This window comes from Aurantiacibacter rhizosphaerae (genome assembly GCF_009807005.1).
GTDB classification, from domain to species: Bacteria; Pseudomonadota; Alphaproteobacteria; order Sphingomonadales; family Sphingomonadaceae; genus Alteraurantiacibacter; species Alteraurantiacibacter rhizosphaerae.
On the sequence record NZ_WUBR01000001.1, the window covers coordinates 692,371 to 717,880 of the forward strand.

The window sequence follows — 25,510 nt, forward strand, 5'->3', positions numbered from 1 at the left end:
TATTCGCCAGGCTGCTATTGCCATTGAATGCAGTCGCCCACTGGGGCAGGAGGGCAGCGACCATGGAGCAGGACACCGCCAACCGCATCGAAGCCATCACGCTTGATGAAGCGACTGTCATCGCGCGCAGCGAGGACATCGAGAAGGAGCGTGAAGTGGCTCTTCGCGATCTGGTGGAGGATAACCTCTTCCGCCCGGTACGCGCCATTGCACAGGGGCATTCAGGCCCGTGGCACGTGCATCTGGAGGTGGTGGAAGGCATGCTGGCCTGGCACCTGCGCGATGCAGGCGGGACAGAGGCGGGCACCATCGGCCTTGGCATGGCGCGCATGCGCCGGGCGATTCGCGATTACTTCGCCATATGCGACAGCTATTACAAAGCCTTGCGCCGCGCATCCGCGCAAGAGATCGAAACCATCGACATGGCCCGGCGCGGCATCCACGATCGCGGCACGCGGCATTTGCTGGATGCGCTGGAAGGCAAGGTCGAAACCGATTTCGAGACTGCCAGACGCCTTTTCACATTGATCTGCGTGCTGCATATCAAGGCCTGATTCGGGCATCGGAAATTCATGGGTCTAAAGCGTAAAACCGTATGGCGCTGGCGTATCGTCGCGCTGCTGCTGCTGGCTGCCATCGTGGCGGGCGGCTATGGCTGGTGGCGCGCCATCAGCTGGCAGCCATTGCGCGCCGAATACCCGATGCAGGGCGCGATGGTGAGCGCAGGCGATGGCGCGGTGGACTTTAACGCCCTGCGCGCAACCGGTGCCGATTTCGTCTATCTGGAAGCGAGCGAGGGCGCGCGCGGGCGCGATCCGCAATTTGCCCGCAATCTGGCTGCCGTTACCGATGCAGGGGTGCCGCACGGCGTGGTGCATGCCTATGATCCATGCATTCCGGCGCAGCGGCAAGCGGCCAATTTCGTCACCATCGTACCGCGCGACGCGTCGCTATTGCCGCCCGCCATCGCGCTGGAGAAGCTGGCCAGCACCTGCGGCGATCCGATTGTCGAAGCAGGGCTGGAAAGCGAGCTGACGACCTTCATCAACCAAGTAGAGGGTCATGCCGGCCAATCGGTGGTGCTGAAGATCAGCCCGGCCTTCGAGGCAGAGCATGGTCTTGCCATTCGCATCGAGCGCAACCTGTGGCTGGACAGGGATTTCATGCAGCCGGACTATGCCGGCAGGCCGTGGACCTTGTGGACTGCCACCACCCATTTTCGCGGCGAAGGCAGCGATGGCCCCCTCCGCTGGGTGGTGGTTCAGCCTTAAGGGATTGAGGGCTCAGCCTTCTTCCGGCTCCAGCCATTCTACCAATGCGGCCAGACATTCGCGGGCCAGCATCTTGCTGCGCTCCGGGCTCCAGCCCTGTTCTGTATCGGGCCAGTCGTCATTATCCTTGAACGGCATTTCCAGCGTCATCGCGGTGGCGCCGAAACGCTCTGCCACCTGATTGGTGCTGATGGTGAGATTGGCCTTGCCCGGTGCCGACTTGGGATAGCCTTTCGCAGTCTGAAAATCGGGCGTGCGCCGTTCCAATATGCGCTGATAGCGGTACATTCTCTCGCCCTGCTCGTCAGTCCACGACGGAATGCCTTCGAACCCGGCCAGGAAGACGGCGGCGATTGCCTCGTCACCGTGCACGTCCATGGCAAAGTCCACGCCGCTTTCATCCATCGCGTTTCTGATCGCCAGCACCTCCGGCGATTTCTCGGCACTTGGCTCTGCCCATTCGCGATTGAGATTCACGCCATCGGCATTGGTGCGCAAGTGGCCCCGGAAAGAGCCATCGGGATTGCAATTGGGCACCACGTGCAGACGGCACTTCTGTCGCAGGACGCGGCCAACCACGTCCGCCGGATCGGTAAGCACTTCCAGCGCGCCTTCCATCCACCATTCTGCCATGCTCTCGCCCGGATGCTGCCGTGCGTAGAACCACACCTGCGTTTCGCCTTCGCCCATTTCCAGGCAATCAACGGTGCGCCCGTCCAGCGTTTCACCAAGGCGGCGGTAATCCACGCCCTCGCTGCATGCCGCAGCTGCCACCAGATCGTCATGACGCTCAATCGAATAGGGCGCGAAATAGGCGAACCAGGCGATGTCCGATGCGGGGGTGTAACGGATTGTGAGAGTGCCGTTTCCGGCGCTCTTATCATAACTGCTTTGCGCGCGGCCCCAGTACTGGCGATCTTCCGACACGCAGGCATTGTAGCCCGGCCAGCCTTCGGGATAGGCGCTGTCTGCCAGCTGATCGATGGTGAGCACCAGTTCGCGACCCGCCGCGCCGGACACGCGAAAGTGAAACCACTGTGCAAATTCGCTGTTGCGATCATGCGAGATGCGCAGATGGGCCGTGGCCCCGTCCACCGAAACGACTTCGATATTGCCGCTGTCGAAAGCGGCGTCGATCTTGATATCAGATGTAATCATTCGACCGAGATAGTCTCCCCGGAGGTTCCGGGAAAGCCCGAAAACAAGGCATCTGCCAGACGCGGCGCGGCGGCTGCGTCGGCGGCGTAATCGCTGTTGGCGGTGACGGTCATGGTGGCGCGGCCTTCCCACAGGTTCTGATCGCCGCCCGCCTGCCGGATGCTCACCACCATTTCGCGCGCGATGCGTTCAGAAGGCTTGCCGCCAAGGTTGAAGCCGATACCTACACCAAGGCCGGAGCCATATGTGCCGGTGGACCCGCCCACGCCAACGCCAACTGGCCCGCGGCGGTTGCCTTCATCCAGCACATATTGATCGATGCCAAGCTGCGCGGTCTGGGAGCCGTTCACCATCACCACGCGATAGCCCATCTCTTCCAGTTCAAGTCGCACCGCATCGCGATAAATGCCGTATTCGATGCTTTCCGCCTCCAGCCCGGCAGCAGGCACGATCTGGATCGTACCTTGTCCCAGAAACGCGGGCGCGTCGCCCACGAAACGCGTGACATCGACGGGCGAAACATAGGCCGGGGTGGCGCAGGCGGGCAGCATCAGGCTGGCGGCCAAGAGGGCAAAGGCAGGTTTCTTCATGCCTTTACAACGCAACAACAGGGCGAAAGGTGCCCGGCTGGCGATGAGGGGTAATTGCCGCTTTACCAAAGCATGCTAACCGCGGGGGCATGGATAAAAAATGCCCCGTGCTGGTGACCGGCGGTGCCGGCTATATCGGCAGCCACGCGGTGCTGGCCCTGCGCGATGCAAATTGGCCGGTGGCGGTGATCGATAATCTGGTAACGGGCTTTCGCTTCGCGGTGCCGGATGACGTGGCATTCTACGAAGGCGATATCGCCGATGCAGAACTGCTTGCGCGCATCTTTTCGGAGCAGAACATTGGTGCGGTGATGCATTTTGCAGGCTCCGTCGTGGTGCCCGAAAGCGTGGCAAATCCGCTGAAATACTATGACAACAACACGGCGAGAAGCCGGGATCTGATCGCTGCGGTAGTGGCGGCGGGCGTGCCGCACATGATCTTTTCCTCCACCGCGGCCACATATGGCATCCCCGACGTGCCCGCCGTCACGGAGGATACGCCGCTCAACCCGATCAATCCCTATGGCTGGTCTAAATTGATGACGGAGCGGATGCTGGCAGATACCGCCGCCGCGCATGATCTGAACTATTGCGCCCTGCGCTATTTCAATGTCGCAGGGGCAGACCCGGAAGGCCGCGGCGGCCAGTCTACTGCCGGGGCAACGCATCTGATAAAGGTGGCGGTGGAAGCCGCGCTGGGCACGCGGGAGAGCGTGGGCGTGTTCGGCACCGATTACGATACGCCCGATGGCACCGGCGTGCGCGATTACATCCATGTCAGCGATCTGGCGGCGGCGCATGTTCTGGCGCTGGAGGCGCTGATGGCGCAGCCCACACGGTCCTTGACGATGAACTGCGGTTATGGCCGGGGCTTCTCCGTGCTGGAGGTTCTGGACGCTGTGGACCGGGTGACGAACGGCACAATCACCCGTGATCTGCAGCCGCGCCGGGCGGGTGATCCCGATTCGCTCATTTCCGATCCATCGCGAATCAAGGCGACCCTGCCGTGGCGGCCACGCCATGCCGATCTCGATACGATCATCGCCCACGCCCTTGCATGGGAAGGCAAGCTGGCCCGCATGCGCGGCAATGCTTGACTTCGCCGCCGCCCGCCCTTAGTCGCGCGCCTTGAATTTGCGGCATTGCAGACTATCTGAAGTGCCGATTATCTTTCGGGAAAAGAAACATGAAGATCCGCAACAGCCTCAAGTCGCTGAAGAACCGTCATCGCGATTGCCGCGTGATTCGCCGTCGCGGCCGCACCTATGTGATCAACAAGACCAACCGTCGCTTCAAGGCCCGCCAGGGCTAATGTGCGCCGTGCCGCTTTGTGGCGGCACCGGTCTTTCGCAAAGCCCCCGTCACCACGGGGGCTTTTTGCATGCCTGACGCAAATGATCAGCCCACCGCCGTCGTCTTCGATATTGGCCGGGTCATCATCCAGTGGAAGCTGCGATATCTGTTCGAAAAGCTGATCGACGATGCTGATCAGCTTGACTGGTTTCTGGCGAATGTCGTTACCGAAGAATGGCATCATCAGCACGATGAAGGCCGCCCGCTGGCAGAGATGGTGCCTGAACGGATCGCTGAATTTCCCGACCACGCTGATCTGATCCGCGCCTATGCCGCGCGCTTTGCCGAAACCTATCCCGCCCATGTTCCCGGCACGCTGGACATTATCGCCCGGCTGAAGGCGCGAAATGTGCCCTTGTTCGGCCTCTCAAACTTCGGCGCCGATTTCTGGCCGGAATTCATTGCAGGCGAATCGGCGCTGCAGGGCTTTGGCGATATCGTGGTGTCCGGCCACGAGAAGGTCGCGAAGCCCGATCCCGCGATCTATGCCATTGCTGAAGCGCGCTTTGGCATGCCGCCGCAGCAATTGTTCTTCATCGATGACAAGGCGGAAAACATCGCCGCCGCCAAGGCGCGCGGGTGGCACGGCCATGTGTTCACCGATGCCGAGACGCTGGAAGCCGATCTGCGCCAACGCGGCCTGCTGAGCTAGCTCCATAAAAAAAGCCCCGACGCGCACTGCGCCGGGGCAATTGGCCCACCCGATGGAGAAGGGTGGGCGGAAATTTCGCCAAGCGATCAGCTGTTGCAGCGGGCCAGTTGCTTATCGGATATCGGCTCCCCGCCTGCAGTGAAGCTGTCGATATTGCCGACCTTGCGGCGCAGTTCCTTGCATACGCGCAAAGCCCGGTCACGGCTGCGCGGGGCGACGCAAGACGTGCCTTCGCACCGGAACACCACGCCGCCGGCAATGACATCGCTCTCGCTCGCAGGCTGCGACAATTCGGCGGTGAAGAACGGTGCTGCGTCGCGCGCCTGCAATGGGGGCGCTGCTGCCGCTGAGAGGCCCAGGGTAGCGGCAACGGCAAGCTTGAAGAAACGGGTCACGGTGGGCCTCCTGTAAACGAAAACATCGGTCGCAATGGAATACCAGTTGCAAATCGATATCTAAAAAACAGGGTTTTGATTCGCAACCCTGTTTTGCGAACATTGTTGGCTTTCCGATATTTGCCTGTAGAACGAGTGGCGGAGGACGTGTTCTGAATGGGTATCAGAGAGCCATTAGGAGAGCTTGATTGCGGTCTGCCGCATGCTCTTGATGTCATGGGGGAACGCTGGTCGTTCCTCATCCTGCGCGCCGCCTTCAACGGGCTTTGCCATTTCGAGGAATTTTCCAGCGAACTGGGCATCGCGCGCAATATCCTTTCCAATCGCCTGGCCAATCTGGTGCAGCACGGCGTGATGCAGCGAACGCCGTGCGAAACGGACCGGCGCAAGGTGGAATACCGCCTTACGGAAAAGGGGCTGGGCCTGCTGCCTGCCATGCTGGCCCTGCGCCAGTGGGGTGAACGCTATGCGGAGAATTTCTCGTCCAAGCTGGTGCTGGTGGACTGCCGCGATGGGAAACCCGTCGCCCCGATCAGGATCCGCGCCCACGATGGCCGCGACCTGAGCTGGCACGAACTGGGCTGGCAAACGCCGGACAAGCTGGGACAGCCGGTGGCGCCGCATGATGGCGCCTATATCAAGGACAGCGATATCAAATCGGCAGATTGCCGCTGAGCAAACCGCCAAGAACGCCGGACGGACGCTATATCGTGGTGCGGGGCCGCCTGTGGCGCGCCAGCAATCCGGCCCTTGATGAAAGCGAACGCCAGCCCCTCGTCAATGAACTGATGGATGCGCGCCGCGCCGTGCGCGATGCGAAGGGTGATCCGGCGAAAACAAAGCAGGCGCGCGCCCGCGTGGATGCCGCGAAAGTGGCGCTGGGCGAACGTGGCCCTGTGTGGTGGAGCGACGGCGCGCCCGATTACAATCGCCACATGGCGAAGAACACGCCCTATGCACGGTGGTTCAGCGGCTTGGATCCCGAGGGCTAGGATGCGCCCTAGGCGCGCGGTGCCTGCCGCCTGTAGCTGAGCGCCTCTGCCACGTGGATACGCCCCACTTCAGGCGCGCCTGCCAGATCGGCGATGGTCCGCGCCACGCGCAGCATGCGGGTGTAGGCGCGGGCTGACAGGCGCATTTTTTCCGCTGCCTGCATCAGCAGGGTCCGGCCCGCTTCGTCCGGCGTTGCATGCTCCTCCAGTGCGTCTCCATCCAGTTCCGCGTTGGAGCGGATACCGCGGGCGGTTTGCAACTTGCGCGCTGCGGCAACGCGCGCGGCAACCTCCGCACTGCCTTCGGCAGGTGGGGGCAGGGCAAGGTCTGCGGCGCTTACCGGGTCTACTTCCACGTGCAGATCGATCCGGTCCAGCATGGGTCCGGAAACCTTGGACTGGTAATCCACGGCGCATTTGGGCGCACGGCTGCACGCCAGCGCCGGATCGCCAAGATGGCCGCAGCGGCACGGGTTCATCGCGGCAATCAGCTGCACGCGGGCGGGATAGGCGACATGGGCATTGGCGCGCGCAACATCCACCTTGCCCGTCTCTAGCGGCTGACGCAGCGAATCGAGCACGGCGCGCTGGAATTCAGGCAGTTCATCCAGGAACAACACGCCCAGATGCGCCAGGCTGACCTCGCCCGGACGCACGCGCAGCCCGCCGCCTGTCAGCGCCGCCATGCTGGCCGAGTGATGCGGCGCACGAAACGGGCGACTGCGGCTGATCCGGCCGCCTTCCAGCAGGCCCGCCACCGATTGCACCATGCTGACTTCCAGCGCCTCTGCCGGGGAAAGCGGCGGCAAGATGCCGGGCAGACAGCTGGCCAGCAGGCTTTTGCCCGCACCGGGCGGCCCGTTCATCAAAAGGTTGGATATGCCTACACTCGCGCTGCTATGAGCTGTGGAAAGCAATCCGAATGGCAGAAATTGGGCCGTTTGCAGACTGTCCGGTCTCAGCTGAAGAAACCGCCAAAGCTGCCTTTCGAATAGCGACCCAATTTCGTACCTTAAATGATAGTTGACCGTTCACAAGAAGTGGTTGCGCCAAGGCGCGTGCAGCTTGCTTCCCGGCTCCGCCGACGCCAATAGGAAGCATGTCACCTCACACTCGAGCCATGGTCGCCGCTGCCGCCCACGCCTTCATATGCGGCAGGAAGATTGTTGGCGTGCATGATCATGAATTTGGAAAGGACATGCGCATCGCCGCAGAAGCTCAGGGGGAGCGCCTCCAAGGTTTCGATGGCGACAGAGCCGCGAAGTTCGACGGTAGTTCCAGCGAAATTTACGATGCTGTGGATGATGCATTCGTATCGCTCGAGATCGATGGGCTCAAAGCACACGGATACGATCGGAGAACATCTAGCCACTATACCCTCTCGGTACTGGGTCGGGTTGTGCAGTTATACGACCACGCCTCAAGATCCTGGTTTGCTTATACGATTCAGGTCGGTTGACGCCGACCTAGCTGCCTTTCTTCTCTCGGACTGAATCATCGAAGGTTTTGATGGACAAACGACATCTGATCGTACCGAAGCGCTGTGCAATCTACACGCGCAAAAGCACAAACAAAAAGTTGGATCACGAGATTAATTCTCTCGTTATGCAGAGAGAAATCTCGAGTTCGTACGTCCACAGCCAGCAATACAAAGGCTGGGCAGAACTCCAAGAGAGCTACGATGATGGAGGTCATTCCGGCAGCGGCCTTGAACGGCCAGCTCTCGCTCGACTGATGCACGATATCGAAGCTGGGCAAATCGACATTGTCGTCGTTTATAAGATTGATCGCCTAACAAGGAGTCTGCTGGATTTCGTCCGGCTGATCGAGATTTTCGACCGCCGTCAAGTTGCGCTTGTTTCCGTGTCGCAAGCTTTTGATACCTCAGACAGCATGGGACGGATGATCCTCAACATTCTTCTTACATTTTCGCAATTCGAGAGAGAATTGATTGCGGAACGTGTCCGCGACAGCATCCGAACCCGGAAACGGCACGGCAAGGTACACGGTGGCCTTCCCCCGTTTGGCTACATCTCAAGCTCGAATGGGCTGCAAGTCGATCTCGCCGAAGCCGAGATGGTGCGCTTTATCTTCGCCGAGTTTCTGCGAACCAAACGTTACACCTCGGTGATGACTGCTGTCCGCGAAGCTGGGTTTTGTAGCTCCATAAAGACGTCGAAAAGCGGTCGAGAACGCGGAGGCAAACCGATATCGCCCGGCACCGTTTATGGCATTCTCCAGAATCCGATCTACGTCGGCGAAATCCGTGGACATGACCGCAACTACGAGGGTGAGCATGAGGCAATAATCAGTTCTGAAACGTGGTCAGCCGCTCAGGGCGTAAGCGCGGAACGAAAGAACTGTTCGCCTGGATCAAAAGAAACTGACCACTTTCTAGCAGGGTTGCTGTGGGACGATCTCGGTCGCCATATGCTTCTCGACCTCAACTGGCATCGCGGCAAAACCTATGCAGCTTATGCATCAAGCAACGCGATGTGGTCGCAGCGAGAGTTTCGCCGCGCATATCGCGCGAATGCAGACGACCTTGACCGACTGGTGATAGCGAGCGTCAGTCAATTCTTGTCCGACAGATCGGCTTTACGCAAAGCTCTTAAGACACTGGGCGTTTTCGGACCGGGATTAGAGTCACTTGCAGAAAAGGGCTCCTTCGCTGCGAAGCGCATCGAGAGTACGCCCTCGCGAGATCGGAAGGAGCTTTTCACGTCGATCATAGACCGGGTCGAGGTGGGCGAAGATGAGTTGTCCATCACCTTTCGTGCGCTAGAACTGCGTCGTTTTCTCGAGTGGACTGGGAGTTCGCCCTTTTTCGGTCGTCCCGCTGATTGGCCTTGTAGCGATGCAAAATATGAGCATGTCGTTGCAGTCAGGGCTATCGCGGCAGAGCGATGGCCATCACTACATATTTCACCAAGCGATCCCGCATTGTCTGCTAAGCCAAACAAGAAGCTGGTGAGCCTGATCAAAAGCGCGCGAAAGGCGCAGTCGCTTGTCGAGGAACACCGCGAATGGTCGATTGAAGAGCTGGCGAAGAAAAAGGGGTGCCGACCAACCCATTTCGCGAGGCTAATCCGCGTCAATTATCTAGCGCCAGATATCGTAACGGCAATCCTCGATGGGCGACAGCCTGCGACACTTACCAGAGACCTCATCCTCAGATCCAACGTCCCGACAGACTGGGCTTTGCAACGGAAGCTGTTTGGCTTCGCTGCACCGGAGAGAGCAATTGAACCCCGCGATTTATTTGGGCGCGGAATGTGGCCGAACGGACCAGGTTCTGTAAGGACCTAATTGATTGCGCGATTGGCGTGTCTCACCTGCAAAGCTTCTAGTTTCTCGCCGACCTCTCGCCAAAGTGCCATTCCGTCGAAATCGCCAAGTTCGAGGAGTCGGTCTTGCTGCTGCGCGATGTGTAGCCAGCCTGTCTCGCCGTGGTGCTTTTCGACCCATAGCGCCATACCCCAGATTTCCTGATCGCGGGTCAATTCTCGCAACCCACGCCATCATTATCGCGGTCCAGGTGACGGGCGTAGCCGGGTTGGCCGCGTCTGACTGGTGCAGCACCAGCAGCACGGGCGGCGTCGCAGTTTCGGTAGTACACAGGTCCGCTTTGCTGGCGTGGCGCCTGAGCTGTTTGCTGGCTCGAATTGTTGGCCGCTCGGTGGCAATGACGAGTACCCGTCTTGCGGTCATTGTGGCAGCCATCGGCTGCAAGCCCACCTCCATGCCCCCAAGCTGGTGACGCAATCAACATCGCTGCGGACACAATGATCGCCAGTATGGCCAAGATTGACAGCATGCCGAACAATCTTTCAAGCAACTGCTGTGAAGCAGACGGCGATGTGCTGCTTTTTGGATCGCCCCATTCTTTGCTCAACACCAAGGCTCCCTTCTACCGCTCCAAGTGCGGGCAAGGCCCTCCGATGCAAGCTGAGCCCCGATGGAACGGCCGGACCGATGCAACACGGCTAACGTGCGGCCATACCGATCGGTGCCGGATCGCTCGATAGCGAAGCTGGCCGTATTCAAGAGGACAATTAACCGGTCACGAGCACGAATGGCCAGCGCACGCTCGTATTCGCATTCTCCGTTGAGCTCCGGCGTATCGATGTCGGCGATGCGAATTTTCTCGCCTTCAATCCAGATTGTGTCGCCATCGTGGACACAGTGGTCACGGGGTCCAGGGGCACATACGGCGAGAGCTGCAGCAAGCAAAAGCATGCCTATGCCTAAACCCGAAAAGTGAATTTTCCTACTCGGAACATTTGTGGAACAAGTGGCGCATCGATTCGGAGATTGCCATGATTGTTCTCGACGCCACGGTTCTTGCCGCCCTTGCTGCCATCATCACCGCTTTTTCCACCCTAGTGTGGTCTGTTAGGCGCAAGCCGTAAACAGCAAGTTGCCTTAGGATTCCGACGGGTTTGAGACCCATACCATGGTTTCGGTACCGAAGCCTGACCTCGTGAGGACGTATTAAGTTTCTGTGACCCAATTGGGTGCTGCAGTAGATCCAAAAAGACTGGCTTCAGCCCGCTTTCCGAAGATCTTCTGTCGTGTCTAAATGGCGTCCGAAAATGGGCCGATAGCGGAGCGTCGCCTTTTGATGGCCAGACAAGAATAAGCGGACAGGCGCAACTGAATATCCCCCTAGTCCGATCTCTCTCAAAACAAGCATAGACCTCACGCAAACCAACCCGCATTTGACACTTGCCGTCTTTATGGTATCGGTCCCATGCAGAACAGATAACAAAGTTTGGGAGGTTCGTATGACAAGGGAAAAACTCGGATTTCGCGCGAATCGTCTGGCCGTGGGTGCGGTCACATCGGTTTCGCTTATGGGCCTCGCTGTGCCGACCCTCGCGCAGGACAACGTCGCCGCCACCAGCGACAACCAGGGCACGCCAATCGTGGTGACGGGTTCGCGCATTGCGCGCGACGGCACGAACGCTCCCACGCCGGTAACCATGGTGGGCGACGAATTGCTCGAACAGCGCGCGGCCACCAATGTGGCCGATACGCTTAACGAACTTCCGCTCTTCCGCCCGCTCGTCACCCCTGCAACGCAGCAGGCCGTCGGCGGCAACGTCGGGGCAAGCGTGCTCGACCTGCGCGGGCTTGGCGGCGAACGCACGCTGGTGCTGCTGGACGGCAAGCGGTTCGTGCCTTCGACGCAGCGCGGCACCGTCGATATCAACCTGATCCCTACCGCACTCGTTTCCCGCACCGAGATCGTGACCGGCGGTGCTTCCGCAGCTTATGGATCGGATGCCGTTGCTGGCGTGGTGAACTTCATTCTCGACCGGGACTTTGTCGGCCTGCGCGGCACGGCTCAGTTCGGCATCGCCGAAGAAGGCGATAACGAGGAATACTTCGGCTCTCTCGCCTGGGGAACGGACTTTGCAGACGGGCGCGGTCACTTCATGATCGCGGGCGAGTACAACAAGAACGAGGGTATGGGCGACTGCTACACGCGCGACTGGTGCCCCAATGAAATGCAATTGCCCGGCGGTGGGCCGGGTTATGCCACGACTGTGCGCGGCGGCCCTGCACAATTAGGTTGGTGGGGGCCGGACGGCCTCGTCTCCGGTGGTCCCGCAGGAGGGCCGTTCCAGGGGACGACGTTCAACCCCGATGGCAGCCTGCGCCAGTTCCAGTACGGGGAATCGCTTGCCGGCGGCGTGACGTCCATCCTCAATCTCGGCGGAGAGGATTCGCTCTACAACGGGCTTCTCACCGACACGCTGCTGATCCCGGAAGTCGAACGCTACACGATCTACGCGCATGCGTCCTACGAGTTGAGTGACACCATCAACGCGTCGCTAGATGCGTCCTATGGCCGGGTGAATGGCCTCGTCAAAGGTTCGCCGCCGCGCGCAGCCTACACCATCCAGCGCGACAACGCCTTCCTCCCGGACGGCCTGGCCGACCTGATGGATGCAAACGATGTGGGATCGGTAAGCCTGTGGCGCGTCTACCAGCAGGAAGGGCCGTTCCCGGATGGTCATGGCAATGCCGTTGACGAGACGCAGAACGAGACTTTCCGCATTGTCGCCGGCCTTGAGGGATCGATCGGCACCAACTGGGACTGGGACGCCTATTACCAGTACGGCAACAACGATTTCCGCCAGGATTACCGCAACAACTACGTCAATTCGCGCGGCGTGCTCGCCGTCGATGCCGTGAACACGGCAGACGGCGTACAGTGCCGCGTCAATACAGACGGGAACGCCGCAAACGATGTTCCGGGCTGCGTGCCGCTGAATCCCTTTGGGCGCGGAAACGTGTCGAGCGCAGCGGCAGACTGGGTCTTCGCGGACGGTTTCCAGACTGCAGAAACGGATCAGCACGTGGTTGCCGCCAACATTCGCGGCGATCTTCTCGAACTTCCTGGCGGCACTTTGGCCATTGCGGGTGGCGGCGAATTCCGCAGCGATTCGATGACCGGCGATGCCGATGCGCTTTCCGCAGCCAATGCTTTCTGGTCGTTCAACGGCAAGGCGATCGAAGGTAAGATAGAGGTCGTCGAGGGCTATCTCGAAGCCGTGGCTCCGATCATCGCGGACGTGCCGGGCGTGAGCCTGCTCGAACTTAACGGTGCCATTCGCCAGACGCACTACAGCCGCTCCAGCCAGGCCGTGGGCGATTCCAGCGTCGATGCCACGACCTGGAAGCTTGGCGGCATCTACGCGCCGGTGGACTGGTTGCGCTTTCGCGTTACCCGCAGCCGCGATATCCGTGCACCGAATCTCACCGAACTGTTCGGTCCGGTTACGCTTGGCCGCACCACAGTGGTCGATCCGCGAGACGGCAGCCAGATCCAGATCAACGGCTTCCAGGGTGCCAACCCGCAGCTGGCCCCCGAAAAGGCCGACACCTGGACGATCGGCGCGGTATTCACGCCCGACATCAGCTTCGGCCGCCGCCTCAGCTTCTCGGTCGACTATTTCGATATCAGCATCGACGATGCCATTGGCTCGCTTGGTGCCCAAACTATCGTCGACCTGTGTAACGGCGGCAACGATGCGCTGTGCGCCCAGGTCACGCGGAACTCTGATGGCCTGCTGACCGAAGTGCAGGACGTGCTGCTCAACATCGCGCAGCAGGATACCCGCGGTATCGATTTCGAACTCGCCTACAGCTCCAACGATGGCCCGATGGGTTCGGTGGATGCGCGCCTGCTGGCCACGCATTACCTCGAACTGACGGTCGGCGGCGTCGATCGCGTCGGCCAGACCGGCGCGCGTCCCGGCACGACGCCGGGTGTGCCGGACTGGCTGGTGGACGGCACGGTGCGCTGGAACCTGGATCGTCTGACGGCAGGCCTCCACGCCCAGTATATCCCGGAAAGCATCTGGGAGACGCTGTTCGTCGGGCCGAGCCAGCCGGGCTTCGATATCGATGCGCCCAACAGTGTAAATGACAACACCATCGATTCCGCCTTCGTGCTCGACTTCAACCTGGCCTACCAGGTCACGGACGAAGTTGAGGTTTTCGGGGTGATCAACAACGTATTCGATTCCGATCCGCCATATGCCGCATCGGCGCAAGGGGCGACTACGCAGGTGTATTACGATCCCATCGGCCGCTACTATAAGGTCGGCGTCCGGATCCGTCTGCCCTGATATCGATACCCGCCAAGGCTGGCGGGGCTGCATTACCAAGGCCATCGCTCGCTGCCGTCGCAGTGGCGGGCGGTGGCCGAGTTTTTTAAAGGAATACCAAGATGGCCAAGAAGTCCCTTTCCGAACTGCTCGAATCCACCGATCACTGTATTGTCGCACCTTGCGTCTATGACTGCGCCTCGATGCGGGCGGTGGAAATGGTCGGCTTCGAGGCAGCCATGCTTTCGGGCGGTGAAGTGTCGATCGCGATGAACGGGGTGATCGACTACGGCTTTTCCAACCTAACCGATATCGAGTGGATCTGCAGCCGTATCACCCAGACCAACGCCATCCCGCTGGCCGCAGATATCGAGGACGGCTTTGGCGGTCCTCTGGCGGTCTACCGCAGCACCAAGCGCATGATCGCGGCAGGGGCCAAGGCGCTGCAACTGGAAGACAGCGGCGACATGGAAAATTCCACCAGCCTGCTCCCGCGAGAGAAATATTACGAGAAGGTCCGCGCCGCGCTGGCGGCAATGGAGGGCAGCGACTGCTTCCTGATCGCGCGCACCAACGCCGACCCTGAAACCGAGATGGAGGAAGGCTGCGAGCGTATGCGCGCCGCCGTCGAGATGGGCGCGAAGATGAGCACCGTGGTACGCATCTCCACGATGGATCACGCCAAGATCGTTTCCGAGAAGGTGCCCGGCTGGAAAATGTTTCCCGATGTGCGCGACATCAACGGCAAGCCCGGCGTGACGGCGGAGGATATCTATCCCCTCGGCTTCAACTTCCTCACCATGCATTACACGCTGAAGGCGGCGATGGACGGAATGCTGGAGCACGGCATTCACAATTACGCGCAGCAGGGTTGCCACTATACCTGCCAGAAGGAAGACGCGACGAAAATCACGGGCATGAGCGCCACGCCGCTGTTCGATCCGCATAGCTACATGGAACTGGAAAGCCGATTCGGCGGCGACAAGAAGGATTTCACCATCGTTGGCAACGCAGTGGAAGATTTCCCGGAAGGCTTCGTCCGCTCGAAGATCGACGACAGGCTCTGAGCCGCAGCGTATTTTAGCGATTGCAAAGGGGGCGGCGGAGCGATCCGGCGCCCCTTTCTTGTTGTGGCCGTTCGCGCGGCACGCATTGTGCCTCGCGCAGTCATCACCCATCTTGTGCGGACCTGATGACTTATTCGCCTTTTCTCCTTGCCGCCCTGCTCGTTGTCGGTGCCCTTTTGCTTCGGCGCGTCTTGCGGCAGCGCAAGCGCGAGCGACTGCTGGCAACACCGCTCACTCCCGACCAGCGCGTGATGCTGGAAAAGCTCGTACCGATGGTCCGGCAACTGCCGCAATCGCTGCGCCCCAAACTTGAGGGCAAGATCAACCTTTTCCTCGATCAGGTCACGTTCCACGGCAACCGGGGACTGGAGGTGAAGGAGGAGATGCGGCTCTCGATCGCAGCGCAGGCCTGCCTCCTCGTGGTCAACAGTTCGGTATGGTACGAAACCATCAGGACCGTGCTGATCTATCCCGCGGCCTTCTACACCCGCCGCCCCACCCACGATGGCTTCGTAGTCCACGAAAGCGATGCAACGATGGCCGGCGAAAGCTGGACGCGCGGGCCTATCGTGCTGTCATGGGACCATGCGCTGCAAGGCGGGCTCAACCCGGATGACGGCCACAACGTTGTCATCCACGAATTCGCGCACCAGCTGGACAGCCTCACGGGCCACACCAACGGCATTCCGATCCTGCGAAAGGGGCAGGACTACAGGGGTTGGGAAAAGTCGATGCTGGATGCGTACCATTCGCACCTCGAGCGTCTGGAAAGTGGGCAAGGCACCCTAATCAATCCCTACGGGGCGACCAACCATCAGGAATTTTTTGCCGAAGCCACAGTGGCCTTCTTCGAGAAACCCCGTGCCCTGCGCCGGGATGAACCGGCGCTCTATGCCGAACTGGCGGAACTGTTCGCTCTCGATCCCGCGGAATGGAACTGAACCGGGCGCCGCCTTCCCTGTTTCGCGTATCCTAGCCCTGCATTTCCTCGTGGAACCGGCGATAAGGCTTCATCGCTAGCAGCAGCATGACCACCATGATCGGTGCCGCGCAGCCGATCACGACGCTCATCGAGTAGCGGATCTGGGCGGGGTCCTGGAAAACGAAGTCGGTCATGATGCCGATAACAGTCGGCCCCACGCCCAGCCCTACCAGCGTGGTGAAAGTGACGTAGACCGCGCTGATCTGCGCACGGGCCCGGTTTGGCACGATCAGTTGCAGTGATGTTGCCGCGCAGGGGAAGGGCATGTTTCCGAAGAACAGCGTTACGCCCAGCAGCGCCAAAGCCATATATGGCGAAGGCATCAGCGGTGCGAGCACGCCAGAAATTCCCGCGACGGCAAAGCCGGCGCAGGCGACCTTCAAGGGCGCATCGCGGTGCCCCTTAGCGGCGAGCCAGTCGCTGGCGAAGCCTGCCGCCAGGACGCCCGTCATGCCGAAGACGATGAGCACGAGGCCAAAGCCCCAGCCGATCTGCTCCGAATTCCAGCCGTAGGTACGCTGCAGCAGCGCAGGCGTCCAGATCGCAATCGAATAGGCAACTAGCAGCACCATGGCGAAGCCGATGAACATCGGCACCAGCGCGCGCCACATGCGGCCGATGAGCCGCGCGGTGTCCTTCGCCGAGAGCTGGTCCACCTGCGGGCCGCGCCGCGCGGGTTCGCGGATGAGAAGGAATAGGGGAATCAGCAGCACACCGGGCGCGCCGATCAGGATGAAGGCCGCCTGCCACGACTCAAGCCCCGCGAGCCACCCGCTTTCGAGCATTTCCGAGCCGGTCAGCGCGGTCAGCAGACTGCCCCCGCCGATGAAGGCGAGGCCCTGTCCGACAGGCGCGCTCATAAGGAAACCGGAAACGGGACGGCCAAGCTTGTCCGGCGGAAAATGATCGGAGAGCATGGAAAGGCCTGCGGGCGTGAGGCTAGCCTCTCCGACGGCGACGCCGATACGGGTGAGGAACAGTTGCCAGTATGTCTTTGCCAGTCCCGATGCCATGGCGAATATGCTCCAGAACAGCAGGCAGATCGCGATCAGCCACTTGCGGTTGGTGTTGTCTGCTGCGCGACCCAAGGGGATGCACGCGATGACGTAGAAGATGCCGAAAGCCACGGACTGCAAGGCGCCGAAGGCGGTGTCGTTCAATCCGAATTCCGCCTTGATGGGCTCCACCATCAGGTTGATGACCGTGCGATCGAACTGTGAGACGACAGAGGCGAGTGCCAGCAGGGCGACCAGCAGCCATCCCCGCGATGGCTTGGGCCAAGCGCTCTCATCAGCCGCGCGGACATCGTCGGCAGGAATTGTGGTAGCCATTTTCGGTAATCTCCCTCTCCGATGTGACCGATACCATCGGCACTTGCCCGGGGCAAGCAGTATGGCTTGGCGGCGCCTAGTTTCCGCTGGTCAGGTAGGCCGTAACGGCCTCGGCGAATTGTTCTGGCGGCAGTGTCCCGTCGAGAACCATGCAGGCCTCGTCCGAGGCAGGTGGTTCGAACGTGTTCAGCTGGCTTTGCAGCATGGCGGTCGGCATGAAGTGGCCGGTGCGCTTCTCCATGCGGCGCTGCAACTCCTGCCTGCCGACCTGCGGCAGGACGAAAAGCAACGGCAGGCCAGATGCTTCACTCATTCGCTCCCGATAAACGCGCTTCAGGGCTGAGCAGGCGGCAACAGCCTGGCCCGACGAAAGCGCGTGAGCGATCGAATCCAGGAAAGGCGCGCGATCCTCGTCGGTAAGGGGCTCCCCGCGTGCCATCTTTGCGACATTTGCACGCGGATGGTGGTCGTCCCCTTCCACAAAACTCCACCTCAGCCGCTCGGCGAGAGCGCGACCAAAGGTGGATTTGCCGTTCCCGCTGGGACCGATCACGACCAACCCCCGATAGCGGGCCTTACTCATTGCCAAGATCGAACAGCTTCATGTATTCGGCACTGTCGGCAGGGCCCAGACCGCCTGCCACCAGCATCCGGTGCAACTCGGAGACGAGGCCCGTTACAGGCATTGCCGTGCGGGTGGCGAAGGACGATGCCTGCACCGTCTCAAGATCCTTCAGCATATTGTCGATCCGGCCCGTAGGCGTGAAGTCGCGCTTGGCCATCTTGGCCATGAATTCCTGCATAATTGCGGAATCGGCGCGGCCCCCGGCCAGCGCATCGGGGATTAGGGCAGCATCGATGCCCTGGCTCTCGGCGAACTTCACGGCCTCTGCCAAGATCATGAAATGCCCCGCGCACAGGATCTGGTTCACGAGCTTCACCGTCTGCCCGGCACCTGCATCGCCAAGGTGCGTGCGCCGCGCGGAAAGCAGCGCCAATACAGGCTCTGCTCGCGCCACGTCTTCCGGGCGGCCGCCGATCATCAGGGTCATGCGGCCCTCGCGGGCGGCAGGCGCCCCGCCCGACAGGGGAGCATCAACCCAGCCCATGCCGCAGCGCTCGCGCAATTTCCCGGCCATGCTTGCCGTGCGTCCGGGGTCGATGCTCGACATGTCGATCAGGAGAGAACCACTCCTGCCGCTTTCCGCCACCCCGCCATCGCCGAACACGGCCTGTTCCACGATATCGGCGGAGTTCAGGCTAACGAAGACGAACTCCGCCTCGCTTGCAGCCTGCTCGGGAGATGCTGCACGACTGCCGCCTCGCCCAGCAAGGTCGCCGCCCGCATCTTGCGAGACATCGAAGAACGACAACGTGCAGCCCTCGTCGAGCAAGCGGGAGCCAATGGCCGAACCCATCACGCCGGCGCCGATCATGGCGACTTTTGTCATGCTTTGCTCACCGATTCCCGTTCCACCACGGAGAGGCCGACATCGACCCTACCGGGACGCGCATCGCCATCCTCGCCCAGCAAAGCGAGCAGAGTCGCACCTGTACGCCGGCCAAGCTCGTTGAAATCCACATGGATGGTTGTGAGGGGTGGATCGACGATGCGCCCGATCTCGAAGTCGCCGAAGCCGATTAGCGAAAGCTGATCCGGAATGCTCACGCCCATGCGCTGGCACTGCATCATCGCACCCACCGCGGAAAGATCGGACACCGCGAACACGGCTTGGCAATCGGGCGACTTTTTCAGCAATCTGGCAATTGCAGCGGCACCGTGATCGTAGCTGAGCGGAGCCTCCCCGTAGCGCAGCACCGCATCGGCAGACAGCCCTGCAAGGCGCAATTCATCTTCGAAGCCGCGCATACGTTCTTCACCGCGATGGTCGCGCACTTCACCTTCTACGGTACCGCCGATGGCACCGATCCGAGTGTGGCCCTTGTCGATAAGATAGCGCGCCGCAGTGCGACCAACCTCATGGTTCGAAAAGCCGATGACGTGGCCGATAGGACGGCTCGGAAGGTCGGCAATCTCGATGATCGGCACGTCTGCTGCCAGCAGCAATTTGCTGGCCGCCGGACTGTGGGTCGCGCCGGTCATCACGATGGCTTCAGGTCGGCGGGCGAGCAGATTACGCAGCTGCCGTTCCTCTTCCACCATGTCGTATTCGGTGTAGGCGATTAGCAGGTGGAAATTGGCGTCGCGCAGAGCCTCTGTCAGGCCGTGGGCAACTGCGGCGAAGTTGGCGTTGGTGAGCGTCGGCAGCATCAACGCGATGAAACCCGTCTTGCGACTGGAAAGGCTCCCTGCCGTGCGATCGGGCACATAGCCCAGCGCGGCGATAGCCTTCGCCACTTTCTCGCGAGTGGCGGGCAGCACCAGTTCGGGATCGCTGATAGCGCGAGACACGGTCATGCGCGAAACCCCGGCGAGCTGGGATACATCGCGGATCGTGGGCCGCCCCGTTGAACGCGGGCCAGCCTTCTTCACCCGATCTGCTTCAGCCATTGAAATCAGCCCTATGCTTTAGACTTTCAGCGTTTTGCCGAAAGTCGGTTCTTGCCGCTGATAACATGATAGAAGCGTCCGTCGAACATCTCGAGCAATTCTATCGTGCGGGCGCGCGCTGCATCGCGGGCAGGAGAGGTGATAGCCTCCTGCATTTTCTCGCGATCCGGGTAGTCCACCTCCTGTATCATAACGACGGGACGCTCTGTGTCGTCGCAGTCCTCGATGCGGAACATTCGCACTGCCAGCGCATGGGGGAACGCCTGCCACAACGGGGCAAGACGGCTCTCGACCTCTTCAAAGAAGCGGTCCTCCATGCCGGGCTTGATACGACCTTCGAAAATCGCGCGGCGTGTGATCATGCCGCCTCTCCCGCGATCGCGAGGTGCAGTTTGACCACACGGCTGCGATCTCCGGCAAGAGCAAAGGCCTCTACGGCATCTTCCAACGCATGTGTTCCCGACAGGATCGGCGATACGTCGATCTTCCCGCTGGTGATGAGCTGAGCAGCAAGGCGGAATTCGTCGTGAGCGCGGAAAGCGCCGACCAGCTCGATCTCGCGCGTCTGCACCGGGTTGATCGGGATCGCCACCTCGCCAGGCGGCATCATGCCTAATTGCACGATGCGTCCTCCGCGCCGCATCACCGGGAAGAGCGAAGCTAGCGCAGCCGGCGAGCCGGACGCCTCGAGAGCCACGTCGAAATGGCTATCATCGTCGGAGAAAGCGGCGAGCCCGTCGGGATCGCTCGCCACGTTGACGACCGCATCTACGCCGATCTCCTTCTTCGCCACGCGTAGCGCTGCGTCCTCGATATCCGTGGCAACGACGAAGGCCGCACCGGCGTGGATGGCCGACAATGCAGTCAGGAGACCTATCGGGCCGGACCCTGTCACGATCACGCGCTTGCCGCGAAGGTCGCCTGCGCGGGTGACGGCGTGAAGACCGACGGACAGCGGCTCTGCCACGGACAGCGCGAGCAGATCCGTATCCTGCGGAACCGGGATGACCTGGTCCTGTCGCAATACGATCCGGCGAGCGAAGCCGCCTTGCACGTGCGGAAAGCGTCCTGCACTGCCGAGGAATTTCATGTCGAGGCAAAGGTTGGACCGACCTGCGCGGCAATAGCGGCAGGACAGGCAAGGTTTGCTGGGATCGAGCGCGGCCTTCATTCCCAGCTCCAGCGCCGTGACCGAAGATCCGACGGCCGCCACCGTTCCCGATATCTCGTGCCCAAGGACCATCGGTTCGCGGATCGAAAAGTCGCCCACGCCCCCACGGTGATAGTAATGAAGGTCCGAGCCGCAGATGCCGCCGTAAGCTATACTCACCAGGACCTCGTCAGGGGCAAGCTCACCCGGATCGAATTCCTCAACACGCAAATCGCGTGCGCCATGACAAACGGCTGCCAGCATACCCTAGTATCCTCTCAAACAATTATGGGACCGATATCATCGAAAAGTGAGTAGGGCAAACTCCTCTTCTGATTTCTGGCCAGTTGAGTCGATCTTCCGATAAGATTTCGTGCGCTCTGCCGCCGGGCTCGCAAATCGGCGGTTGTAATGTGACCGGTCCCTTTCTATGCATGGGAAAAATAGGAGGGGACGGTTCATACTCTTTTTGATCTAACGGGACGCACGGCACTGATCACAGGCTCGTCGCAGGGAATAGGGCGTTCGCTGGCCGAGGCGCTCGCTGGTGCCGGCGCACACGTGGTGCTCAATGGGCGCAATCCCGAAAGCCTTTCGCAGGCTGCTCGTGAACTCGCGGAAACGAGTGCGTCGGTCAGCAGCGCAGCATTCGACGTAACCGATGCCGATTCCGTGGCAGACGCCGTGGCAGAGATAGAAGCCGAGCGCGCGATCGACATTCTCGTCAATAACGCCGGCATCCAGAGGCGCGGCCCGTTGCAGGATTTCAAGGACGGCGACTGGCGCGAACTCATGTCGACCAACGTCGACGGCGTCTATTACGCGAGCAAGCACGTCGCCCGGCATATGCTGGTGCGGGGACGCGGCAAGGTCATCAACATCGCCAGCGTGCAAAGCGAACTCGCACGACCCGGCATCGCACCCTATACGGCGGCAAAAGGCGCCGTGCGGAACTTTACCCGCGGCATGTGTGCGGACTGGGCTGCCTCTGGGCTCCAGATCAATGCCATCGCGCCCGGATATTTCGACACGCCGCTCAACGCGGCGCTCGTCGCCGATCCCGAATTCGACGCCTGGATCCGCAAGCGAACGCCAGCAGGCCGCTGGGGAGATCTGAAGGATCTGCACGGCATCGCCATTTTCCTCGCATCTTCCGCATCCGACTTCGTCAACGGACAGACGATTTATGTCGATGGCGGCATAACCACAGTGATCTAATCATGGCGCAAGACAAGCCCGCTGCCGTGCAGCTTTGCCGCTTCTCCGACTATCTCGAGGACGCACTGGCAGAGCGATTGCGCCTCTTCCGCTGGTTCGATGAGGACGATGCAAGCCGCGCCTCATTCCTCGATGGCATGGGAAAGGAATGCCATCTTGTTGTCACCGGCGGACACATAGGCTGCGCCAACGATCTGATCGACAGCCTGCCGTCGCTGAAACTGATCGCCATAAACGGGGTCGGTTTCGACAAGGTCGATCTCCCCCACGCCTCTGCACGCGGAGTGGCTGTCAGCAATACGCCAGACGTGCTGACCGATGATGTCGCGGACCTGGCGCTCGGTCTTGTGATTGCCCTGAAGCGCGGCATCGCCAGCGGCGATGTTCATGTTCGCGCCGGAAAATGGGCAGACGGAGAATTGCCACTTGGCCGCAAGGTGACAGGATCACGCTTCGGTGTGCTTGGCCTTGGCCGCATCGGGCACGCCATCGCTGATCGTTGCGCCCCCATGGGAGAAGTGGGCTACTGGTCTCGCACGGCGAAAGACGTTCCCTTCCATTATTGTTCGACAGTGTATGAATTGGCGCGATGGAGCGACGTGCTGATCGTTGCGTGTGCAGCCACGCCTGAGACTCAAAAACTGGTCGATGGTGCCCTGCTGGAGAGGCTTGGCCGCGAAGGGGTGCTGGTGAACGTCGCTCGCGGATCCGTGGTCGACGAACAGGCGGTTGTTGCGGCGCTCGAATCCAGACAAATTGCTGGCGCCGCCCTGGACGTGTTCGAGAAGGAGCCGCAGGTTCCCGAAGCCCTGCGGCACAGCGAGAACACCGTGTTGACCCCGCACGTTGGCAGTGCAACGGTGGAAACACGCGAGGCGATGGCGGACCTCGTCATCGCTAATGTGGAAGCTGTTCTTGCGGGTGATCCGCCATGCACGCCCGTCGCGTGAACGGCGTCGCCGTAATCACCGGCGCTGGCAGCGGGATCGGCCGCGCCAGCGCGCTCGGGCTATCGCAGGCCGGTTGGCGCGTTGTTCTGGCAGGGCGCAGGCCCGAGCCGCTCGCAGATCTGGCCTCATCCATCGGCAAGTCCGCACTCGCCCGTCCAACCGACGTGGCCGACAGCGCGTCCGTCGATGGCCTTTTTGCTGAGACGGTCGAGCGGTTTGGCCGGGTCGACCTGTTGTTCAATAATGCCGGCCTGTCACTGCCAGCCACGCGGTTAGACTCGTTGAGCGACGAGGATTGGGACCGGCTTGTCGAGGTCAATCTCTCGGGCGCATTCCGCTGTCTGCGCGCCGCCTTCCGCGTCATGCGAGACCAGTCGCCGCAAGGCGGACGCATTATCAACAACGGCTCGATCTCGGCGCATGCCCCAAGACTTCATTCAGCCGCCTACACGGCCACGAAGCACGCGATCACCGGCCTTACCCGCTCCGCCTCGCTGGACGGACGCGAACTCAACATCGCCTGCGGTCAGATCGATATAGGCAACGCCGCAACCGATATGGCCAGCGGAGCGGTCGATGGGATGCTGCAGGCTGACGGCTCGATCCGCGCCGAGCCGGTGATGAACGTGGACGATGTCGCCCGCGCGGTAGTTCATATGGCAGAGCTTCCGCTCGAGGCGAATGTGCAGTTCATGACCATTATGGCGACTACGATGCCGTTCGTCGGGCGCGGCTAGGTAGAATGTCCGATCTCGGGCAAAGTGAAGTTTCTAGGTCGGGAATAAGAACGCGGAACTGCCATTCAGTCGAAACTCAACGAACGTCGGATTTTTGACCAAGGCGCCAGCATCTTGAATGACTGAAATGGGGCGCAAAGCCGACGTGACCGACTGATAGTCTTCTTAAGAGCGAAAGGAAGTAGCTCTCTGGACGAGAGCGGAAAAAGGCACGCGATGCCCGCGGCCTACGGAGACTTAAGATGACTGAGATCGAACAACAGAAGCGCATCGCCAACTACCTCGCCGCCTTCGCACACCTTCTGTGTGGCGCGCCCGGACGCTTCACTGAATTCCGAGACAAGGTAGACATCATGCTGAGCGGGACGGCTCCTAACGCCTTCGGCCTGATGCAGTTCGCTTCCCGGCCTCAGGCAACCCGTCGCCCGCTCCTGTGGGTATATCAGTCTGCAGAGTGCCCTACTGTACCGCAGATCGGCCTGGTCGCGCAGATGGGAGGGGGAATGCACTACATCGAGAACTGCATGCTCTGCTTGACTGGTGAAGACGATCGCGCAACTCTCGTGCCAGACGGCTTCAACCTGGGCGCCTACAGGTTCGACGATATGCTCGATCTGCACCACATCACCCAAGCATCAGCTTCGACCTTCGAAGCGGCAGATGGTGACATGGTGAGCGCCTATAACCGACTTATCGCGATCCAGGCCGACCAGTGGGAGCGGGGCGAAGTCTTCGACTTGCCTGACCTCGCCCAAGCGGCCTAAATCTCATGGTGCGCCGGATCGCCTATGGACGATCCGGCCTCATCTCCCACGAGAGCTCTTCGTAGGTCGATTGCCCTGAGCATAACGTTTTATACGCAATTGATGGGTTGAAGCATGGGCGGTACACCCAACGCCTGCGACATCGCGACCTTTGCCCGACTGATCAAAGCAGAATGAATAACTGACCGCGGCTTCCAAGCCGCCCCTCGCGCGCGCCTGCGCGCGATCCCGACTTGTAGTGGATAGATTGAATGAAGGGGGAGAGAGGAAAAGCGGAAGCCGGGCCCGGCCCCGTGGCTTCGCCATAACCGGCCGGAAGTTAAGAAATGGTTGAGACCGGCCAGGAAATCCGGGATGAACCTCCGGCTGACCTGGCCGGCCTCAGGGGGACGCGACGAAAAATCATCGCGCCCCCGGGCGCCTGAAAGCGCCCATGGCAGCCGCTACGGCGGATGCCCCCGACAAGTTCGTTGTCGGGCTTTTCCTCTTCCTTGTTCGAATTTCGTTTCGACCAGCGGATTGCAAAGTTCTTTCTGCTGTTCGATCTTCATATCACATCTCCTTTTTGCGCCGGCAGGCGTCTGAAAGCTTTTTCCTTTCACCGACGATTTCCAAAATCGTCGTTCTGCAAAAGATTTAGAAGCGGTCGCTATTGCGCCGGCAAAGCGCGTCCCGGTGGGGTCGCGCATCGAAGGGCCGCCCGCCGGCGGCGCTTTCCCCGGGCCGGGTCCGCGAATGCGAAGAGGTCCCACAAGAACGCGCCGCT

Annotated in this window: 29 protein-coding genes and 1 pseudogene; 16 read left to right on the plus strand and 14 right to left on the minus strand. The window is 60.9% G+C overall.

Annotated features, from left to right (window positions below):
- The first annotated feature begins 62 nt into the window (after positions 1-62).
- Entirely contained in the window at positions 63-554 is a 492-nt protein-coding gene (locus tag GRF63_RS03225) for a UPF0262 family protein (RefSeq protein ID WP_160484537.1), read from the plus strand.
- 18 nt (positions 555-572) lie between these two features.
- Positions 573-1,271 (plus strand): glycoside hydrolase family 25 protein, encoded by a 699-nt coding sequence (locus GRF63_RS03230; RefSeq protein WP_160484538.1) that lies wholly within the window; start codon positions 573-575, stop codon positions 1,269-1,271.
- Between the two features lie 12 nt (positions 1,272-1,283).
- Here the strand turns inward: GRF63_RS03230 and GRF63_RS03235 are convergent, their stop codons facing one another.
- Together GRF63_RS03235 and GRF63_RS03240 are read right to left on the minus strand one after the other, a co-directional pair.
- Positions 1,284-2,429: a M14 family metallopeptidase gene (locus GRF63_RS03235; protein WP_160484539.1), complete on the minus strand. Its 1,146-nt coding sequence runs from the start codon at positions 2,427-2,429 to the stop codon at positions 1,284-1,286.
- Positions 2,426-3,019, minus strand: a complete 594-nt coding sequence (locus GRF63_RS03240) for a DUF4136 domain-containing protein (RefSeq protein ID WP_160484540.1) — start codon at positions 3,017-3,019, stop codon at positions 2,426-2,428. Before GRF63_RS03240 ends, GRF63_RS03235 begins: the two co-directional genes overlap by 4 nt.
- 89 nt (positions 3,020-3,108) lie before the next feature.
- Between GRF63_RS03240 and galE the strand changes: the two genes are divergently transcribed.
- The 3 genes from galE to GRF63_RS03255 all read left to right on the plus strand — a co-directional run bounded on the left by galE (position 3,109) and on the right by GRF63_RS03255 (position 5,024).
- A complete protein-coding gene (galE, locus tag GRF63_RS03245) occupies positions 3,109-4,116 on the plus strand; it encodes a UDP-glucose 4-epimerase GalE (RefSeq protein WP_160484541.1) in 1,008 nt (335 codons plus the stop codon).
- Positions 4,117-4,205: 89 nt separating this feature from the next.
- The gene (ykgO, locus tag GRF63_RS03250; RefSeq protein ID WP_007165381.1) at positions 4,206-4,331 is read left to right on the plus strand and encodes a type B 50S ribosomal protein L36; all 126 of its coding nucleotides are present in this window, start codon (positions 4,206-4,208) and stop codon (positions 4,329-4,331) included.
- A 69-nt stretch (positions 4,332-4,400) separates the two neighbouring features.
- Positions 4,401-5,024 (plus strand): HAD family hydrolase, encoded by a 624-nt coding sequence (locus GRF63_RS03255; RefSeq protein WP_160484542.1) that lies wholly within the window; start codon positions 4,401-4,403, stop codon positions 5,022-5,024.
- An 86-nt stretch (positions 5,025-5,110) separates the two neighbouring features.
- Here GRF63_RS03255 and GRF63_RS03260 read toward each other — a convergent pair whose 3' ends face one another.
- Entirely contained in the window at positions 5,111-5,419 is a 309-nt protein-coding gene (locus tag GRF63_RS03260; protein WP_160484543.1) for a DUF8200 family protein, read from the minus strand.
- 156 nt (positions 5,420-5,575) lie between these two features.
- Here GRF63_RS03260 and GRF63_RS03265 point away from each other — a divergent pair, with 156 nt between their 5' ends.
- Both GRF63_RS03265 and GRF63_RS03270 read left to right on the plus strand, forming a co-directional pair.
- A complete protein-coding gene (locus tag GRF63_RS03265; protein ID WP_160484544.1) occupies positions 5,576-6,094 on the plus strand; it encodes a winged helix-turn-helix transcriptional regulator in 519 nt (172 codons plus the stop codon).
- The gene (locus GRF63_RS03270; RefSeq protein WP_202131555.1) at positions 6,085-6,411 is read left to right on the plus strand and encodes a hypothetical protein; all 327 of its coding nucleotides are present in this window, start codon (positions 6,085-6,087) and stop codon (positions 6,409-6,411) included. Before GRF63_RS03265 ends, GRF63_RS03270 begins: the two co-directional genes overlap by 10 nt.
- Positions 6,412-6,419: 8 nt before the next feature.
- Here GRF63_RS03270 and GRF63_RS03275 read toward each other — a convergent pair.
- Positions 6,420-7,304: pseudogene (locus tag GRF63_RS03275) on the minus strand (YifB family Mg chelatase-like AAA ATPase); the annotation flags it as partial.
- 227 nt (positions 7,305-7,531) lie between these two features.
- Between GRF63_RS03275 and GRF63_RS03280 the strand changes: the two are divergent.
- Complete coding sequence (locus tag GRF63_RS03280; RefSeq protein WP_237392265.1) at positions 7,532-7,870, plus strand: hypothetical protein; 339 nt, start codon at positions 7,532-7,534, stop codon at positions 7,868-7,870.
- Between the two features lie 50 nt (positions 7,871-7,920).
- A complete protein-coding gene (locus GRF63_RS03285; protein ID WP_160484546.1) occupies positions 7,921-9,720 on the plus strand; it encodes a recombinase family protein in 1,800 nt (599 codons plus the stop codon).
- Here the strand turns inward: GRF63_RS03285 and GRF63_RS16360 are convergent.
- From GRF63_RS16360 to GRF63_RS03295, 3 genes are read right to left on the minus strand one after another with little or no spacing between them, the layout of a single operon-like run.
- Complete coding sequence (locus GRF63_RS16360) at positions 9,717-9,914, minus strand: DUF6961 family protein (RefSeq protein WP_202131653.1); 198 nt, start codon at positions 9,912-9,914, stop codon at positions 9,717-9,719. The two genes, GRF63_RS03285 and GRF63_RS16360, sit on opposite strands and share 4 nt — an antisense overlap.
- Complete coding sequence (locus GRF63_RS03290; RefSeq protein ID WP_237392266.1) at positions 9,911-10,306, minus strand: excalibur calcium-binding domain-containing protein; 396 nt, start codon at positions 10,304-10,306, stop codon at positions 9,911-9,913. Before GRF63_RS03290 ends, GRF63_RS16360 begins: the two co-directional genes overlap by 4 nt.
- A complete protein-coding gene (locus GRF63_RS03295; protein ID WP_160484547.1) occupies positions 10,303-10,650 on the minus strand; it encodes a thermonuclease family protein in 348 nt (115 codons plus the stop codon). Before GRF63_RS03295 ends, GRF63_RS03290 begins: the two co-directional genes overlap by 4 nt.
- A gap of 548 nt (positions 10,651-11,198) precedes the next feature.
- Between GRF63_RS03295 and GRF63_RS03300 the strand changes: the two genes are divergently transcribed.
- From GRF63_RS03300 to GRF63_RS03310, 3 genes are all read left to right on the plus strand, one after another.
- A complete protein-coding gene (locus tag GRF63_RS03300; RefSeq protein WP_160484548.1) occupies positions 11,199-14,054 on the plus strand; it encodes a TonB-dependent receptor domain-containing protein in 2,856 nt (951 codons plus the stop codon).
- Between the two features lie 101 nt (positions 14,055-14,155).
- Positions 14,156-15,100 (plus strand): isocitrate lyase/PEP mutase family protein, encoded by a 945-nt coding sequence (locus GRF63_RS03305; RefSeq protein WP_160484549.1) that lies wholly within the window; start codon positions 14,156-14,158, stop codon positions 15,098-15,100.
- A gap of 125 nt (positions 15,101-15,225) precedes the next feature.
- Positions 15,226-16,041, plus strand: coding sequence for a M90 family metallopeptidase (locus tag GRF63_RS03310; protein ID WP_160484550.1), 816 nt, complete (start codon positions 15,226-15,228; stop codon positions 16,039-16,041).
- A 31-nt stretch (positions 16,042-16,072) separates the two neighbouring features.
- Here the strand turns inward: GRF63_RS03310 and GRF63_RS03315 are convergent, their stop codons facing one another.
- The 6 genes from GRF63_RS03315 to GRF63_RS03340 form a co-directional block, all read right to left on the minus strand.
- The gene (locus GRF63_RS03315) at positions 16,073-17,413 is read right to left on the minus strand and encodes a spinster family MFS transporter (protein WP_160484551.1); all 1,341 of its coding nucleotides are present in this window, start codon (positions 17,411-17,413) and stop codon (positions 16,073-16,075) included.
- A 76-nt stretch (positions 17,414-17,489) separates the two neighbouring features.
- Positions 17,490-17,966 (minus strand): gluconokinase, encoded by a 477-nt coding sequence (locus GRF63_RS03320; RefSeq protein WP_337189601.1) that lies wholly within the window; start codon positions 17,964-17,966, stop codon positions 17,490-17,492.
- Positions 17,967-17,988: 22 nt separating this feature from the next.
- Positions 17,989-18,864 (minus strand): NAD(P)-dependent oxidoreductase, encoded by an 876-nt coding sequence (locus GRF63_RS03325; protein ID WP_160484553.1) that lies wholly within the window; start codon positions 18,862-18,864, stop codon positions 17,989-17,991.
- Positions 18,861-19,925, minus strand: a complete 1,065-nt coding sequence (locus GRF63_RS03330; protein ID WP_202131556.1) for a LacI family DNA-binding transcriptional regulator — start codon at positions 19,923-19,925, stop codon at positions 18,861-18,863. Before GRF63_RS03330 ends, GRF63_RS03325 begins: the two co-directional genes overlap by 4 nt.
- 26 nt (positions 19,926-19,951) lie before the next feature.
- The gene (locus GRF63_RS03335) at positions 19,952-20,287 is read right to left on the minus strand and encodes a hypothetical protein (protein ID WP_160484554.1); all 336 of its coding nucleotides are present in this window, start codon (positions 20,285-20,287) and stop codon (positions 19,952-19,954) included.
- Positions 20,284-21,339 carry an L-idonate 5-dehydrogenase gene (locus GRF63_RS03340; protein WP_160484555.1) on the minus strand — a complete coding sequence of 352 codons (1,056 nt, stop codon included), beginning with the start codon at positions 21,337-21,339 and terminating at the stop codon, positions 20,284-20,286. Before GRF63_RS03340 ends, GRF63_RS03335 begins: the two co-directional genes overlap by 4 nt.
- A gap of 231 nt (positions 21,340-21,570) precedes the next feature.
- Here GRF63_RS03340 and GRF63_RS03345 point away from each other — a divergent pair, with 231 nt between their 5' ends.
- From GRF63_RS03345 to GRF63_RS03360, 4 genes are all read left to right on the plus strand, one after another.
- A complete protein-coding gene (locus GRF63_RS03345; protein ID WP_337189632.1) occupies positions 21,571-22,293 on the plus strand; it encodes an SDR family oxidoreductase in 723 nt (240 codons plus the stop codon).
- Between the two features lie 2 nt (positions 22,294-22,295).
- Complete coding sequence (locus tag GRF63_RS03350) at positions 22,296-23,243, plus strand: 2-hydroxyacid dehydrogenase (RefSeq protein WP_160484556.1); 948 nt, start codon at positions 22,296-22,298, stop codon at positions 23,241-23,243.
- Positions 23,225-23,980 (plus strand): SDR family oxidoreductase, encoded by a 756-nt coding sequence (locus GRF63_RS03355; protein ID WP_160484557.1) that lies wholly within the window; start codon positions 23,225-23,227, stop codon positions 23,978-23,980. Before GRF63_RS03350 ends, GRF63_RS03355 begins: the two co-directional genes overlap by 19 nt.
- A gap of 242 nt (positions 23,981-24,222) precedes the next feature.
- A complete protein-coding gene (locus tag GRF63_RS03360) occupies positions 24,223-24,744 on the plus strand; it encodes a hypothetical protein (protein WP_160484558.1) in 522 nt (173 codons plus the stop codon).
- Between the two features lie 443 nt (positions 24,745-25,187).
- Here the strand turns inward: GRF63_RS03360 and GRF63_RS03365 are convergent, their stop codons facing one another.
- Positions 25,188-25,433, minus strand: a complete 246-nt coding sequence (locus GRF63_RS03365) for a hypothetical protein (protein ID WP_160484559.1) — start codon at positions 25,431-25,433, stop codon at positions 25,188-25,190.
- Positions 25,434-25,510: the final 77 nt, after the last annotated feature.